Source organism: Pseudomonas sp. F9001, from assembly GCF_013385435.1.
In the GTDB taxonomy this organism is placed as follows: Bacteria; Pseudomonadota; Gammaproteobacteria; order Pseudomonadales; family Pseudomonadaceae; genus Aquipseudomonas.
In genome coordinates this window covers 23,845-38,902 of record NZ_JACAPX010000014.1, presented here as the reverse complement: position 1 = coordinate 38,902, position 15,058 = coordinate 23,845, and the positions used below count along the sequence as shown (strand labels likewise).

The 15,058-nt window shown below is 61.9% G+C and carries 14 protein-coding genes; 6 read left to right on the top strand and 8 right to left on the bottom strand.

The genetic code is table 11. The annotated features are described in order from the left end of the window. Positions 1 to 108: 108 nt before the first annotated feature. Positions 109 to 1,113, top strand: coding sequence for a nucleoid-associated protein YejK (yejK, locus tag HX818_RS15745; RefSeq protein WP_003212745.1), 1,005 nt, complete (start codon positions 109 to 111; stop codon positions 1,111 to 1,113). Beyond that, positions 1,113 to 1,463 (top strand): glutaredoxin family protein, encoded by a 351-nt coding sequence (locus HX818_RS15740; RefSeq protein ID WP_003212747.1) that lies wholly within the window; start codon positions 1,113 to 1,115, stop codon positions 1,461 to 1,463. Before yejK ends, HX818_RS15740 begins: the two co-directional genes overlap by 1 nt. A gap of 135 nt (positions 1,464 to 1,598) precedes the next feature. On the opposite strand, the gene HX818_RS15735 is transcribed toward HX818_RS15740, so the two are convergent. From HX818_RS15735 to HX818_RS15710, 6 genes are all read right to left on the bottom strand, one after another. Further along, on the bottom strand, positions 1,599 to 3,839 hold the full coding sequence (locus HX818_RS15735) for a TonB-dependent receptor (protein WP_008438524.1): 2,241 nt from the start codon (positions 3,837 to 3,839) through the stop codon (positions 1,599 to 1,601). A gap of 273 nt (positions 3,840 to 4,112) precedes the next feature. Next, a complete protein-coding gene (locus HX818_RS15730; protein WP_087695170.1) occupies positions 4,113 to 5,102 on the bottom strand; it encodes a FecR family protein in 990 nt (329 codons plus the stop codon). Then, positions 5,099 to 5,659 carry an RNA polymerase sigma factor gene (locus HX818_RS15725; protein ID WP_003212753.1) on the bottom strand — a complete coding sequence of 187 codons (561 nt, stop codon included), beginning with the start codon at positions 5,657 to 5,659 and terminating at the stop codon, positions 5,099 to 5,101. The genes HX818_RS15730 and HX818_RS15725 overlap by 4 nt, the downstream gene beginning before the upstream one ends. A gap of 11 nt (positions 5,660 to 5,670) precedes the next feature. Further along, a complete protein-coding gene (locus HX818_RS15720; protein ID WP_177020380.1) occupies positions 5,671 to 5,997 on the bottom strand; it encodes a DUF3325 domain-containing protein in 327 nt (108 codons plus the stop codon). Next, entirely contained in the window at positions 5,998 to 7,572 is a 1,575-nt protein-coding gene (locus HX818_RS15715) for a PepSY domain-containing protein (RefSeq protein WP_177020379.1), read from the bottom strand. It abuts the gene before it with no gap. Further along, on the bottom strand, positions 7,569 to 7,871 hold the full coding sequence (locus tag HX818_RS15710; RefSeq protein WP_003212759.1) for a DUF3649 domain-containing protein: 303 nt from the start codon (positions 7,869 to 7,871) through the stop codon (positions 7,569 to 7,571). The genes HX818_RS15715 and HX818_RS15710 overlap by 4 nt, the downstream gene beginning before the upstream one ends. Positions 7,872 to 8,030: 159 nt before the next feature. Between HX818_RS15710 and HX818_RS15705 the strand changes: the two genes are divergently transcribed. From HX818_RS15705 to fecA, 3 genes are all read left to right on the top strand, one after another. Then, positions 8,031 to 8,519: a sigma-70 family RNA polymerase sigma factor gene (locus tag HX818_RS15705; protein ID WP_177020378.1), complete on the top strand. Its 489-nt coding sequence runs from the start codon at positions 8,031 to 8,033 to the stop codon at positions 8,517 to 8,519. Beyond that, positions 8,516 to 9,457: a FecR domain-containing protein gene (locus HX818_RS15700; RefSeq protein WP_087695174.1), complete on the top strand. Its 942-nt coding sequence runs from the start codon at positions 8,516 to 8,518 to the stop codon at positions 9,455 to 9,457. The genes HX818_RS15705 and HX818_RS15700 overlap by 4 nt, the downstream gene beginning before the upstream one ends. 90 nt (positions 9,458 to 9,547) lie before the next feature. Next, the gene (gene fecA, locus HX818_RS15695) at positions 9,548 to 11,893 is read left to right on the top strand and encodes a TonB-dependent Fe(3+) dicitrate receptor FecA (protein WP_177020377.1); all 2,346 of its coding nucleotides are present in this window, start codon (positions 9,548 to 9,550) and stop codon (positions 11,891 to 11,893) included. Here fecA and HX818_RS15690 read toward each other — a convergent pair whose 3' ends face one another. Then, positions 11,894 to 12,766, bottom strand: coding sequence for a LysR family transcriptional regulator (locus HX818_RS15690; RefSeq protein ID WP_177020376.1), 873 nt, complete (start codon positions 12,764 to 12,766; stop codon positions 11,894 to 11,896). Between the two features lie 104 nt (positions 12,767 to 12,870). Here HX818_RS15690 and HX818_RS15685 point away from each other — a divergent pair, with 104 nt between their 5' ends. Then, complete coding sequence (locus HX818_RS15685; RefSeq protein ID WP_177020375.1) at positions 12,871 to 14,379, top strand: MFS transporter; 1,509 nt, start codon at positions 12,871 to 12,873, stop codon at positions 14,377 to 14,379. A gap of 72 nt (positions 14,380 to 14,451) precedes the next feature. On the opposite strand, the gene HX818_RS15680 is transcribed toward HX818_RS15685, so the two are convergent. Next, positions 14,452 to 14,862 carry an HPF/RaiA family ribosome-associated protein gene (locus HX818_RS15680; RefSeq protein ID WP_003212772.1) on the bottom strand — a complete coding sequence of 137 codons (411 nt, stop codon included), beginning with the start codon at positions 14,860 to 14,862 and terminating at the stop codon, positions 14,452 to 14,454. Positions 14,863 to 15,058 lie beyond the last annotated feature (196 nt).

Below are 15,058 nucleotides of genomic sequence, written 5' to 3'. Positions count from 1 at the left end.
GGATGGCGCTCAAAACGCCCTCCGAACAGCGCCATCCCCAGCGGGTGCGGTACACTGGCGACTTTTTCCGGGAGCCCCAGCCCTCCCCTTCAACCAGCCGAGAAGCCCATGCCGATCCGTCATTGCATCGTCCACCTGATCGACAAAAAACCCGACGGCACACCCGCAGTTCTCCACGCCCGCGACTCCGAGCTTGCCGAGTCGGCCGCGATCGAGAACATGCTCGCCGACCTCAACGAGAGCTACAACGCCAAACAAGGCAAGGCCTGGGGCTTTTTCCATGCCGAGTCCGGCGCGCACCCGTTCAGCGGCTGGTTGAAGGAGTATTTCGACGGCGGCAAGGATTTCACCGCCTTCAGCCGCATTGCGGTGGAACACCTGCAGAAGCTGATGGAAGAGTCCAACCTCTCCACCGGCGGCCACGTGCTGTTTGCCCACTATCAACAGGGCATGACCGATTACCTGGCGATCGCCCTGCTGCACCACAGTGAAGGCGTGGCCGTGACCGACCAACTGGACGTGACGCCGTCGCGCCATCTGGATCTTGGCCAACTGCACCTCGCCGCGCGGATCAACGTGTCCGAGTGGCAGAACAACAAGCAATCCAAGCAGTACATCTCGTTTATCAAGGGCAAGAACGGCAAGAAGGTCTCGGAGTACTTCCGCGACTTTATCGGCTGCCAGGAAGGCGTCGACGGCCCGGGCGAGACCCGCACCCTGCTCAAGGCCTTCAGCGACTTCGTCGAGAGCGAAGACCTGCCGGACGAATCCGCCCGCGAGAAAACCAAGACCCTGGTGGACTACGCCAGCAGCCAGGCCAAGCTCGGCGAGCCGATGGGCCTGGAAGAGCTGTCCGGGTTGATCGATGAAGATCGGCCAAAAGCCTTCTACGATCACATCCGCAACAAGGACTACGGCCTGTCGCCGGAAATCCCGGCGGATAAACGCACCCTCAACCAGTTCCGCCGTTTCACCGGGCGTGCCGAAGGCTTGTCCATCAGCTTTGAAGCGCACCTGCTGGGCGACAAGATCGAATACGACGAAGCCGCCGGCACCTTGATCATCAAGGGCCTGCCGACCCAGTTGACCGACCAGCTCAAGCGTCGCAACTGATGCTGGGCGGGGTTCTGAAGAAAGTCCTGCTGGTGTTGCTGGTGGTGGTGGTTTTCCAGAACTGGGGCAAGATCGAGCGGCTGTTCAACCCCTCCCAGGTGGTGCCGGAGCAGACACGCGCGGCAGCGCGCGTGGTGCTGTATTCCACCGAGTGGTGCGGCTACTGCAAACAGATCCGGCGTTTTCTGGATTCCAAGGGGATTCCCTACCAGGCGTTTGATATCGAGAAGGACGCCCAGGCGCGCAAGGCGTACGAGGCGTTGGGGGGCGGCGGGATTCCGTTTGTGGACGTGAACGGCACGCTGATTCGCGACTACAACCCTGAAGCGATCATGGCGGCGCTGAAGTAACTCACTCTGTAAAATACCGCAGATCAAATGTGGGAGCGGGCTTGCTCGCGAATGCGCTGGTTCAGTCAATACATCTGGCGACTGACCCACCGCTTTCGCGAGCAAGCCTGCTCCCACATTGGGTTTGCGTACGCGTTAGAAATTGGCCTCCAGGGAAACCATCGCCGTACGCTCCTCTCCTACGTTGTAGTAAGCCGAACTGGCCGCCAGGCCATTCACCGGCGCCGAGTTGAACGACACGGTGCGCGCCGAGCTCAAGTATTCCTTATCAAATACATTGAGCATCGAGAAGCGCAGCGCGGCCGACTTGAAGACCTTCTTGTCCACCGGCAGGTAGATACCGGCGTTGAGGTCGAACACGGTGCGCCCGGAGATTTTCTCGTTGTTGGTCAAATCACCGTAGAACGCCCCGACATACTTGCCGGCAATGTTGCCGTAATAGCGCTTGTCGTCGTAACCAAACACCAGGTTGAGCATGTTTTCCGGCACGTTGGCCAACTGGTTGCCCTTGGTCGGCAACAACACGTTCTTGCTGACAAAGTCGTCCTGCTGCTCGGACTTGGTATAGGTGTACGACGCGTAGTAGTTGAAGTTGTACGGCAGCAGGCCGCTCCACTCCAACTCCAGGCCTTTGTTGGTCACGTCACCGACGTTGGCCATCACGTAGTCACCGTTCAAGTCGGTGGTCGACAGCTGACGGTCCTTGAAGGTGATGTAGAACAGGGTGGCGCTGAGGGCCATTTTCTCTTCGGTGTAGCGCCAGCCCAGTTCCTGGTTCCAGCTCAGCTCGGGGTTGAGGTTGAGGGAATCACCCTTGTTGTACAGCACGTAGTTCTGCGGTGTGCGCATGTTGCGAGTGACGTTGTAGAACGCCTGGTTGCTCTCGTCGACCTGGTACTTGGCGCTGAAGTTCGGCAGGAACTGATGGTAGCGGGCGTTACGCTTTTCCGGCTTGTCGTACAGGCTACCGAGGTTGTCGCCGTCACGCTCGACGTACTGGTACGCCAGCCCGCCGACAAAGCTCAGGTCTGGCGTGGCTTGCCAGCTGTCCTGCACCCACAGCTTCTGGGCCGGGGTCACGGTGTATTGATGACGCCCCTGGACAGTCTTGCCGTTCTTGTCGACTACCTGGCCGCCGCTGTTGTAATCGCCCCAGACGTCGTCCGGTGCACCTTCGCTGTTGATCCCGATATACGGCTGGGTCTGGCGCTGGCGAGCGCGCTCGTACCAGTAGCCGTAATCCAGGCTGTGCTCCTCGTTGATGTCCCATTTCATTTTGACCGTCACGCCAGGGCGCCAGGTTTCGGTCCACGAGGGGCGATAGTAGTTGGCCGACTTGAGGTTGCTCAGGTCGTAGTTGCCACTCTTGTCGGACTTCGGCCCCAGGTTGGTCGCGGTCTGGCCGCTGAAACTGCCGCCGTTGCCCCAGTAGTAGTAAGGCGCAACCGTCAGGGCCAGGTCATCACGCAGGCGCCAGCGCTGGGTGAAGGTGGTCATGACACTTTCAAATGGGTTGCGGTTGAGCTTGTAGGAAGACGACAGCAATCCGTTCTTGTAGACCGGGGTTTCCGCGTAATCCAGGCGGCGGCCCTGTTGCTGGAACTGGCTCTTGCTCAGCGTGTTGTAGTTGTAGTTTTCCTGGGTGTTGTACTTCATGGTGAAGTTGCTGGTGTTGCCGTTGTCGTCTTCGAACAGCGTGCTCCACTCCACCTTGTCGCCCCGCAAGGTGCCCTTGCCGCGCCACTTGTCGCCCTCGGTGTGAGAGGCAGACACCCAGGTCTTGAAGCCGCCGAGGTCCCCGGTGTTGATGCGGGCGAAGGACTTTGTCAGGTTGTTCGAACCCATGGATTGCTTGACGAACAGCCCCGGCTCCTTGGTCGGCCGAATGGTGACCATGCCGATGTTGCCGCCGCTGGAACCAATGTGCGGGCCGTCCGCTTCCGAGGAGCCCTGGGTGACAAATACTTCGCCGACGTTTTCCGGGTCGCCCAATTGGTTGGCGTAAACACCGTAGCTGCCGGAGTCGTTGATCGGCACGCCGTCCATGGAAACCCCGACCTGGTCGGAGTTCATGCCGCGCATGGTGAAGCTGGTGCCGCTCATGCCGCTGGCGTCGTCGTTGGAAACGTTGATGCCCGGGGTGTACTTGAGCTTGTCGATGGCGTTGGCCGTCGGGGACATTTCGTCCATGGCTTCCTTGGTCACCGTGGACCGGGCCTTGGCACTTTCTTCCTGAATCATGTGGCCGGTGCCCAGGGTACGTTCGCCGGCGACGTGCACCGAACCGACATCCTGGGAATCGTCTGCCAGAACCAGCGGCGCAAAGCCGCCCAGGCCCGATGCTAAAAGCAGGGCATAGAGTTTGTTGTAGGTCACGAGTAGATCCCTTACATGCATCTATCTGTTGTTATGGGGGAGGTATTGGCGATCTCGGCTGGGTGAACAGCGCCGCCAATCTTCCTGACCACCTGCTCAGGAATCCGAGGATCATCCGTGCATCACGTAACGATTTGGTTACAGGTTTTGGCGATTGCGATGAAGGTTAAATGAAAGGTCCACACACACGGATGTGCCAAGGCATGGGGATTTTCAAGGGAAGGTGGTGCAAGTAATGACAGCGCCACGCCATTGCGGCGTAGCGCTCTGTATCTAGCGCAATACGATCATCCGACCGAGCAGCGAGTGTTGTTCAAACCCCAGGACCGCCTGCAACGCATTGAGCACCGCCTGGGGGTCCTTGCTCGGGAAACTGCCGCTGACACGCCGGGCGCCGAGGTCTTCGTTGAGCAGCAGAATGCGCCCCGGATAGTAGCGGCCGAGGTCTTGCACCACATCGGCCAGCGGCGCCTTGTAGTAGTTGAGCCAACCATCGCGCCAGGCCAGGCGCGACTCGCTGTCGACCGCGTGCAGCTCATCGGCGACACCGTCGGCGTAGGCCACTTGCTGGCCGGCCGTCAGAATCTGTTGCTGAGCATACTTCGACGGCGTTACCCCAACCCGACCGGACAACACCGTCACCTGCGCACCTGCCGGTTGCAGGCGCACCTCAAACTGCGTGCCGAGCACCCGTGCTTCGCCGCTGCCGGCCTCGACCACAAAGGATTCGCCAGTGTGGGTCACACTGAAAAAACCGGCGCCACGGCGTAGCTGGATATGGCGCTCGCCATGCTTGAAATCCACTGCGATCGCACTGTCGGCGTCCAGGGTGACCTGGCTTTGATCGGCCAGGGTCACGGTCTTCACCTCACCCGGCGCGGTGACGTAATCCGCGCCGAAGTCATCGACCCAGCGTGACGGCTGCCAGCCGGCGCCCATCGAGATCATCACCAGCAGGCAGGCGGCCATGGCCAGGGCGCCAGACCAGCGCCGCACGCTGGAGCGTTTCGAGGTATTCATCGCGTTCAAGTAACCCTGCAGCGCCAGGGCATCCTCATCCGCCAACGTTCTGGCCGGTACTTCACTCAATTCCCACAGCACCTGGGCCTGGGCGTAGGCTTCCACATGCGCAGGATCGGCCCGCAGCCAACGGCTGAACGTGGCCTGGTCGCCACTGCTGGGTTGGTCATGCAACAGGCTCAACCAGGCCAGTGCGGCCTGTTCCTGGTCGGGCGTCGGGGTGACGCTGGCGGTGGGGTTCACGGGGCTTTCCTTGGCGATGGTTCACGAAGGCTGGCCTTGCAGGCTTCGAGGGCACGCATCATATGTTTTTCCACGGCGCTTTGGGACAGGCCCATGGCCTTGGCGATTTCCGCGTACTTGCGGCCATGGATGCGGTTGAGCAGGAAAATCTGCCGGGTACGTTCCGGCAGGCTGCGCAAGGCTGCTTCAACGTGACGCAGATCATTGCCCGCCTCCAGCGCGGCCTGGGGTTCGCAGCCCTGGTTATCCTGTTGTTCCGGCAGCCAGCCTTCGCTGCTGCGCACCCGGGCGCCTTCGCTGCGCAGGTGGTCGATGGCGATATTGCCGGCGCAGCGCAGCAGGTAGGTGCTGAGTTCCTCGACCTGCACCAGCGGCCGGCGCCAGAAGCGCAGGAACAAATCCTGCACCAGGTCCGCCGCCGTCGCACGGCAGCCCACGCGGCGGCTGACCAGCGCTTCCATCTGCGAGCGCTGGGACAGGAACACCTGCAGGAAATGCGCCCGTCCGCCCGCCGCGTCTGCGTGCTGCTCTGGGTGTTCGGGGGGCGTGGTGATCATCAACGGTGGACTCAAAGGGTCGCGAAGGCCGCAACCGGGCTGGCCAGCAGGCCGAGGCCAGCCAGGATCAAGGCCAGCCTTGGCCGATACGGCAACAGCAACACCAGCAACAACCCGCTGAGCATCAAGACCGCGCACCACTCCACCAACCCCTGGCTCCACCCGGTCGCGAGCACCGCCGGCCAGATCGAGACAATCAACAGCAGCCAGCCGCCCACGCGCAAACCCAGGCGCCGACGAGGCGAAGGTTTACTGTGCAGCAGTTCGCCATGGTGCCGGTCCATGGACAGGCACAACGCGGCAAACCCTGCGTAACACAGCAATAGCGCCAGGAGCATTCAGTTCACCTCGCCCTTGAGGGTCAATGGCCGGGCACGTTCGGCCTTGGGCTGAGGGACGCGGCGGTGCTGCATTTTCCAGGCAGCCCAGGCGAGGAACACACCGCTGCCCAGGCACGTCAGGTCGAAGCCGGCCATGGCCCAGTCGCCGTTGGCCAGGGTCACACCCAAATGCTGGGTCGTGGTCAGCGCGTTGAGCACCGGCACGCCGATAAACAGCAGCGCGCCCACACTCAATTGCTCAACCCAGCCGCGGCGCCCCTGGCGAACAATCGCGTGCACGACGCTCAAGCCCCAGGCAATAAAGAAGGCTTGTACTTCCCAGTCCGAGCGCCCGGCAAAGCTGGCCGGCAACAGGCGGTTGGCCCAGAAGAATGCAGCGATGGCGATCATCAAGCCGGACATGCTGGCGATGTTCAGCACTTCCACCAGCCGCAGCTCAAAGGGCATCACACCGGTTTTGGTGTGCTTGAGCTGACGCTTGCCCAGCCACATCACCAGCCCGGTGCCGATCATTGCCGTGCCCGCGAGGCCGCAGATGAAATACAGCCAGCGCAATACCGGGCCGGCGAAATGGCCCATGTGCAAACCGTAGAAGCTGCCACCAATCGCCGCCGGCAGCGACTGCTCGCCGCTCACCCGCAACAGTTCGCCGGTAGTGCCGTTGAATGACACGGTGCTGCCAAAGTCATGCACCACTCGATCCGACCCGGCGCGGAATACATTGACCGAGGCGTTTACATCGCTTGGATTATTCACCACCAGCCTTCCGACATGCCCGCCGGCCCATTGCCCGCGCGCCTGCTCGTACATCGGACCCAGTGGCAGCAATTGCCCCGGCTGGCCGAGGGCCGGCGCATTGTCGGTGGCCGGAAACACATCGTTGAAGAACGCACGGGTGTCGTTGCCGTAGGAAGCGAGGATGCTCGCCGGCATTACCATGCTCATGAAAATCACCAGGCTGCTGTAGGTGATCATCAAGTGGAACGGCAACACCAGCACGCCCACGGCGTTGTGCCCGTCTAGCCAGGACCGCTGGCCCTTGCGCGGGCGGAAGGTGAAGAAGTCCTTGAAGATTTTCTTGTGGGTGATGATCCCGGTGATCAACGCCACGAACATCACCATCGCGGCGATGGTCGACAGCCAGCGCCCCCACGGATAGGGCATTTGCAGCTGGAAGTGGAAACGATAGAAGAATTCGCCGCCCATGCTTTCCCGGGCTTGGACCTGCTGGCCGCTGACGGGATCGAGGAGTTTTTCGACGAAATTGCCGCGTTTGCCCGGGTCGACCTTGTCTTGCCACATCACCGACAGGCCCGGCTCACGGTTGCTCGGCAAGGTGATAAACCAGCGCGCGGCATTGGGCGCCTGGTGTTGCAGATAGGTTTGGGCGGCGGCCAGGCTACGGGCGTCATCGACGGGATGCGCCTGCACTTCGGGCTGCATCCAGTGGGTAATTTCGTCCTTGAAATACGACAGGGTGCCCGTCAGGAAAATCGCAAACAGCAGCCAGCCAAAGATCAACCCGGCCCAGGTGTGCAACCAGGCCATGGCCTGGCGGAAGCCCTCTTTCATGTGCGCGCCATCCAGTACGCCAACCCGGCGAACGTGGCCATTATCGCGCTGGGCAGCAACACGCCAAACCAGGCGCGCCAGGCCGTGCGGCAGGCGAAGCACCAGATGACCGCCAACAGGTAGAACACAAACGAACTCAGCATGCCGCTGATCACCGCATCGGCGCGGCTGGTGGGCAGCCACAGCGTCATGCACACGCTGGCCAGCGAGGCCAGCAGGTAACCGCCGACCACAGCCGCCAGCACCCGCGAAGTCACGGCAAGACGGTAGGAAACGGGAAGTGAGGTTTTGCGTTTCATGCACAAGGCGCCAGGTTCGTCAGTGCGCAATATTAATGATAAAGGTTCTCATAAGCAAAAGAGAACGCATCACTGGCAATTGCCGAACCCGCCCGCGCGCCCTACAATGCGAACAATTCTTGTTCTCTAAAGCATGCCCATGCTGCCGGAGTGTGCGCGTTGCAGCCGTCCAACACCGTCGAAGTCCTGTACCACGACCATCACCACTGGCTCACCGGCTGGTTGCGACGCAAGCTCGGCTGCCCGGAAAGCGCCGCCGACCTGGCCCAGGACACCTTCATCCGCGTGCTCACCGCACGGGAAACACCGACGCTGATCGAACCTCGCGCCTTCCTCACCACCATCGCCAAGCGTGTGCTGTGCAACCATTACCGCCGCCAGGACCTGGAGCGCGCCTACCTCGACGCCTTGGCGCAAATGCCCGAACACGTGGCGCCGTCGGAGGAAGAACGGGCAATCATCCTGCAAACCCTGATGGAGCTGGACCAGTTGCTGGATGGCCTGGCGCCCCTGGTCAAACGCGCGTTCCTGCTGGCCCAGCTCGACGGCCTGACCTACGCGCAAATCGGCGCGGAACTGGGCATCTCCATCGCCACGGTCAAGCGCCATCTGAATAAAGCGGCGATGCGCTGCTACTTCGCCCTATGAGTTTCTCAACGCAAGTCGCCGAACAAGCGGTGCACTGGCTGATGGAAATGCAGCAGGGCCCGCTCAACCCACGTAAACAGGCGGCCTGGCAACAGTGGCTGGACGCCCACAGCGAACATCAGCGGGCCTGGGAGCACATCCAGCGAGTGAACCAGCGCTTGCGCGGGATGCCATCACCCCTGGCCCACGCCGCCTTGAATGCACCGAAATCCAACAGTCGTCGTCAGGCCCTGAAGTTGTTGCTGATACTCGGCGCCGGGTCGGCAGCGGCCTGGGGTTTGCGCCAGCAACATATATTGCCGCCGTTGAGTGCCGACTACCGCAGCCCCATCGGCCAACGGCGCAAGTTCCAGCTGGCGGATGGCAGCCAATTGCAGCTCAACACCGGCAGTGCGGTGGATGTGCATTTTGATGGCCAGCAACGCTTGATCCGCCTGCTCGAAGGCGAAATCCTGCTGACCGCAAAACCCGGCAACGCCCCGCTGCGGGTCATCACTTCCCAGGGCCTGCTCAGCGCCCAGGCCGCGCGGCTGAACGTGCGGCAATTCAACGATCACACACAACTGGCGGTGTTTGATGGGCACGTTGACGTGATGCCCAACACCTATAGCGGTTTGCCGTTGTCGGTGGAGAAAGCCCATCAGGTCAATTTCACCCGCAAAGGCTGGGACACCGCCCGCCCCACCGACGCCGGCAGCGGCGCCTGGGCCGACGGCATGCTGGTGGCGGCCCACATGCGCCTGGAAGATTTCCTCGCCGAATTGAGCCGTTATCGCCGTGGCCAGCTCAATTGCGACCCGCAGGTGGCCAACCTGCTGATTTCCGGCAGCTACCCGCTGGACGACAGCGAACGAATCCTGGACCTGCTGCAAGTCAGCCTGCCGGTCAGGGTCCGGCGGTTTACCCGCTACTGGGTCACCGTCGAAGCCCGTGCCTGAAATATTTTCAAACCCCGTGAGCCGTTTTCCGCACCTCGCGTGACAGAGAAGGAAAGCCACCTTGATCCTTCCTTCTCAGGACCGCACTTCATGCCCCAGCAACCGACTCGCCTGACGCCCCTCGCCCGCACCCTGCGCCACTTGTTGCTGGGGGCCAGCCTCAGTTTCAGCACCGTTCCCTACGTAATGGCGGCCGACGCCAAGCCCTACCGCATCGCCCCTACGTCACTGGAAGCGGCGCTGAATCAATTTGGCCGGGAAGCCGGCGTGCTGATTTCATTTGGCTCGGACGTGACTGCCGGCGTGCAAAGCCACGGCCTGTCGGGCAACTACACCGCTGAAGAAGGCTTGAATGCGTTGCTCAAAGGCACCGGCCTGCAAGCCCGTGCCGAGGGCAACAACGCCTTCAGCCTGCAACCGGCGAATGCTCCGGCCACCCTCGAATTGGGCACCTCCAACGTGGTCGGCGACTGGCTGGGGGACGCGGCGCAAACCAACGTCTTCGAGCACCCGGGCGCCCGGGACGTGATCCGCCGCGAAGAATTCGAACGCCAGGGCGCGACCCAGGCCCGCGACGTGCTCAACCGCATTCCCGGGGTCAACGCCCCGGAAAACAACGGCACCGGCAGCCACGACATGGCGCTGAACTTCGGCATTCGCGGGCTCAACCCACGCCTGGCCTCGCGCTCCACGGTCTTGATGGACGGCATCCCGGTGCCGTTCGCGCCGTATGGCCAGCCACAGTTGTCGTTCGCGCCCATCAGCATGGGCAACATGGATGCCGTGGACGTGGTACGCGGCGGCGGCGCAGTGCGTTATGGCCCGCAGAACGTCGGCGGCATCGTCAACTTCGTCACGCGCGCGATTCCCGATGCGCCAACGGTGAAAGGCGGCCTGCAAACCGAAACCAGCCCGTCTTCCAGCCACGATGGCTTCAAGACCACCGGCAACCTGCTGGCCGGCGGCACGGCGGACAACGGCCTGGGCGGCGCGATCCTGTATTCCGGCACCCGTGGTGGTGATTGGCGCGAAAACAGCGACACCCGCATCGACGACCTGATCCTCAAGGGCAAATACCAGCTGGACGACGCCAACAGCTTCAACGCCATGGCGCAGTACTACGAAGGCAAAGCCGATATGCCCGGTGGTTTGAGCACTGCGGCCTACAAGGCCGACCCGTATCAGTCCACCCGCCCCTACGACCAGTTCTGGGGCCGGCGTACCATGTTCAACGCGGGCTATCGCTACCAGGAAGATCGCCGGGAATTCACGGTCAACAGCTTCTTCACCACCACCCTGCGCAGCGGTTACCTGGACCAGGGCAACTTCCTCTCCCTGTCGCCCCGCGAGTATTGGGTACGCGGCCTGGAAACCCGTTTCGCCCAAGGCTTCGACCTCGGCCCAACCAGCCACGAAGTCGGCGTGGGCTACCGCTACATCAACGAGGCCGGCCACGAACTGCGCTACCGCACGCCAATTACCGCCAATCAGCAACTGCCGACCACCGACAGCCGCAACGACCGCGACACCCGGGGCAGCACCGAAGCCAATGCGTTCTTCGTCGACGACCGGATTGATATCGGCAAATGGACCATCACCCCGGGCATCCGCTACGAGATGATCGAGTCCCAGCAGACCAACAACCTCAGCAACGTCAAATACAAGGGTGACTACAACACCGCCCTGCCGGCGTTGAACGTGCTCTACCACCTGACGGACGACTGGAACCTCTATGCCAACACCGAAGGATCGTTCGGCAGCGTGCAGTACAGCCAGATGCCCAACCGCGTGACCAGTGGCGAAGTGAAGCCGGAAAAAGCCCGCACCTGGGAACTCGGCACACGCTATGACAACGGCACCTTGCGCGCCGAGATCGGCGCGTTCCTGATCAACTTCGACAACCAGTACGACAGCAACCAGACCAACGACACCGTGATCGCCCGCGGCGAAACCCGCCATCAGGGCATCGAGTCCAGCATCAACTACGCCCTCGACGGCTTGAGCCCGGCGCTCGCCGGTTTTGATGTGTACGCCACCTACGCCTACGTCGACGCCACCATCCGCGAAGACGGCCCGAACAAAGGCAACCGCGTACCCTTCTCCTCCAAGCACAAGGGCACCCTGGGTGTGGGTTACACCGAAGGTCGCTGGAAGTTGAACGTGGACAGCAGCTACCAGAGCAGCCAGTTTGCCGACAACGCCAACACTGAAGCAGAAAGTGCTGATGGCAGCACCGGACGCATTCCTGGCTACATGCTGTTCAGCAGCCGCGCGGCGTACGACTTTGGCCCGCAGCTGTCGGATTTGAACGTGGCGGTGGGTGTGAAAAACATCTTCAACAAGCAGTACTACACCCGCTCGTTTGACGATAACAACAAGGGCAAATACGTCGGCGAGCCGCGCACGCTGTATGTGCAGACGTCCATCGCGTTCTGATCAACTGCCCGCCAGGCACGACGGTGTGCCGGCCACCAACGCGTCGATGGCGCAACGGGTCTTGGCCGGCATGTGCGTCGCCGTGGGCCAGATGACATGGATCGGCATCGGTTGCTCGCGGTGGCCCGGCAGCACCGCCTGCAATTGCCCGCGCAACACGTAGTGGGCGATCAGCCAACTGGGCAACCAGGCCAGGCCGACCCCGGCGATGGCGGCATCGGCCACGGCCTGCAGGTCATCGAGGATCAACGGCGAGGCGACTCGCTCGCGGTGTGGGGCATTGCTGCGATAGGCAATGCCCCGGTGCCCGGCCAGGTCGTCGATGGAGTCAATACGAGGTGTGCGCTGCAAGTACGCGGGTGACGCCGCCAGGGCAATCGCCTGTTCCCCCAGGCGGCGGGCGCTCAGGCGGTCGGTGTCAGGCAGCGCACCAATGCGTACCGCCAGATCGAAGCCTTCCTGGGCCAGGTCGATCAGTCGGTCGGAAAAGGAAATTTCAATCTCCAGTTGCGGAAAACGGTCCATCAGCCCCCACAACGCAGGCGCCGCATAGTGGTGGCCGAATGCCAAAGGCAAGCTCGCCCGTAACCGCCCTCGTGGCTGCTGGCGACCACTTTCCAGCACGGATTCGGCGGCTTCCAGTTCCTCCAGCGCACGCAGGCAATGCTCGTAATAGGCCTGCCCGTCCTCGGTCAAACGCTGACGCCGGGTGGAGCGTTGCAACAGCGACGTCCCCAACCGCGCCTCCAGCCGCGCCAGGCCTTTGCCCACCGCCGAGCGCGTGAGGTTCAGCCGTTCGGCGGCCTCCGTCAGATTGCCGCTCTCGACGATCTGCAAAAACAGTTCAACACCATCAAAACGCGGAGTGGCCATGGTCGTTTGTCGCCCTATATTCCCTTATCACAGGAAGAAGTATCGCTAATAAAGAATCAGATTCCCGTGAAAATGACACCTTCCCCCATCGAAAGGAAGAGGCCATGTCATCCGACGCAGTTGTATCCGCCATCAACCCGCCGCGTACCGCCCGGGACGGCCTTGCACTCACCGCCGTGTGCCTGGTGGCGCTGATGTTCGGGCTGGAGATTTCCAGCGTGCCGGTCATCCTGCCCACCCTTGAGCAGCAACTGGGCACCGGCTTCCAGGACGCCCAATGGATCATGAACGCCTACACCCTGGCCTGCACCAGCGTGCTGATGGCCGCCGGCACATTGGCCGATCGTTTTGGCCGCCGACGCATGCTGGTGCTGTGCCTGTGGGTATTCGGGCTGGCTTCGCTGGCCTGCGGGCTGGCGAACGATGCGTCCACGCTGATCGCGGCGCGTTTTGTCCAGGGCGTGGGAGGCGGGGCGATGATGATCTGCCAGTTCGCGATCCTTTCGCACCAGTTCCGCGAGCCGGCGGCCCGGGCCCGGGCCTTTGCGGTGTGGGGCGTGATCGCCGGGGTGGGCCTGGGTTTCGGGCCGATGGTGGGGGCATTGATCCTGGCGGTGGCGGATTGGCGCTGGGTGTTCCTGGTGCATGTGCCGTTGACCTTGTTCACCCTGGTGTTGCTGCGCATCAGCGTGCAGGAATCCCGTGACCCGGCGGCCCATCGCCTCGATATAGCCGGCATGACCACCCTCACCCTGGCAGTGTTCGCCCTGGTTTATTTCATCACCCAGGGCACCGAGAGCGGCTTTGCCACCCCGGCCATGCTCGGCTGGGCCGGATTGTCAGTGGCCAGCCTGCTGTTGTTCGTGGTTGTCGAGCGGCGCAGCCCGCATCCGATGTTCGACTTCTCGGTGTTTCGCATCCCGCGCTTCAACGGCGCACTGATGGGCTCGATCGGCATGAACTTCAGCTTCTGGCCCTTCATGATCTACCTGCCGCTGTATTTCCAGGCCGGCCTGGGCTACGACACCATGCTCACCGGGCTCGCCCTGCTCGCCTATACCCTGCCCACGTTGGTGGTGCCGCCGCTGGCTGAACGCCTGGCCCTGCGCTATGGCGCCGAACGCATCATTCCATTGGGCCTGGGCCTGATGGGCGTGGGGTTTGTGACAATGGCGGCGATCAATCATAGCGGCCAGCCCAGTGTGGTATGGGTCCTGATCGCCTGTGGGATTGCCGGCAGCGGCTTGGCGTTTACCAACTCGCCCACCACCAACACCACTACCGGATCAGTTTCATCCGACCGCGCAGGGATGGCCTCGGGCATCGACTTCAGTGCACGTCTGATCACCCTGGCGCTGAATATCGCGTTGATGGGGTTGGTGTTGATACTCGGGATCGCTCATTACCTGGCTGGCATATTGCCTGGCACGGCACAGTTGGCCACCCTCAGTCAGGACATCGCCGCCGGCAGGCTGGACGTGTTGCCGCAGGGCCCACTGATCGCCCAGGCCGCGCTGCGCAACGGTGCGGGCTGGGCCATGTTGTATGCCGGCGTTGGAGCGTGCGCACTGGCGGCCTTGAGCGCCTGTTTTTTCCGGCGCAGCCCGCGCTGACCTTTTGCGCATAAAAAAACGGGCCTGCATCTGCAGGCCCGTTTTCAGTGGGGTTGAAAAAAGTATCAGCTATCAGCCGTTAAGCGCAGCCTGTTCGTTTTCCAGGAATTCCTCTTCTAGCTCGGCCTCGTCGGCCTTGGTATTGGGCAGGCTTTGACCCGCGGCGCGTGGTTTGCCGCGCAGTTTGCCGTACAGATGCTCCAGGGCATGCTCCAGCTTGGTCGCTGCGCCATCGATCGCCTGTTCCAGCGTATCGGCTTTATGGAGGACCGAAAGCGGTTGATGGCCTTTTGGCCGTGCTTCCAGTCGGCAACTCAGATCGTGTGGGCCGGGCTTGTCACCGTTCTCGTCCCGCAGGTAAACCTCGACGCGGGTCAGATCTTCTTCGTAACGTTCGAGCGTGCTCTCAATGGTGGTACGTACCCACTCCTCCAGTCGGATGCTGCTTTCAATATGGTTATCGCTATTGACTTGGATTTGCATAGTTTTCCCTTATTTCAGCTAGCTCGCCGAAGGCCATTCCTGCTTCACCGGATGGGTGAAAACCATGACCTCCTGATTACACAATTGAGCAGACAGAGGAACATTTCAACCCCTTTGCAAAGATAAATCCCACATTACAAATTAACCCTGACTACAACCAAAAACGCTGTTAGGGTGGGGAGTTGGTTACATCTTC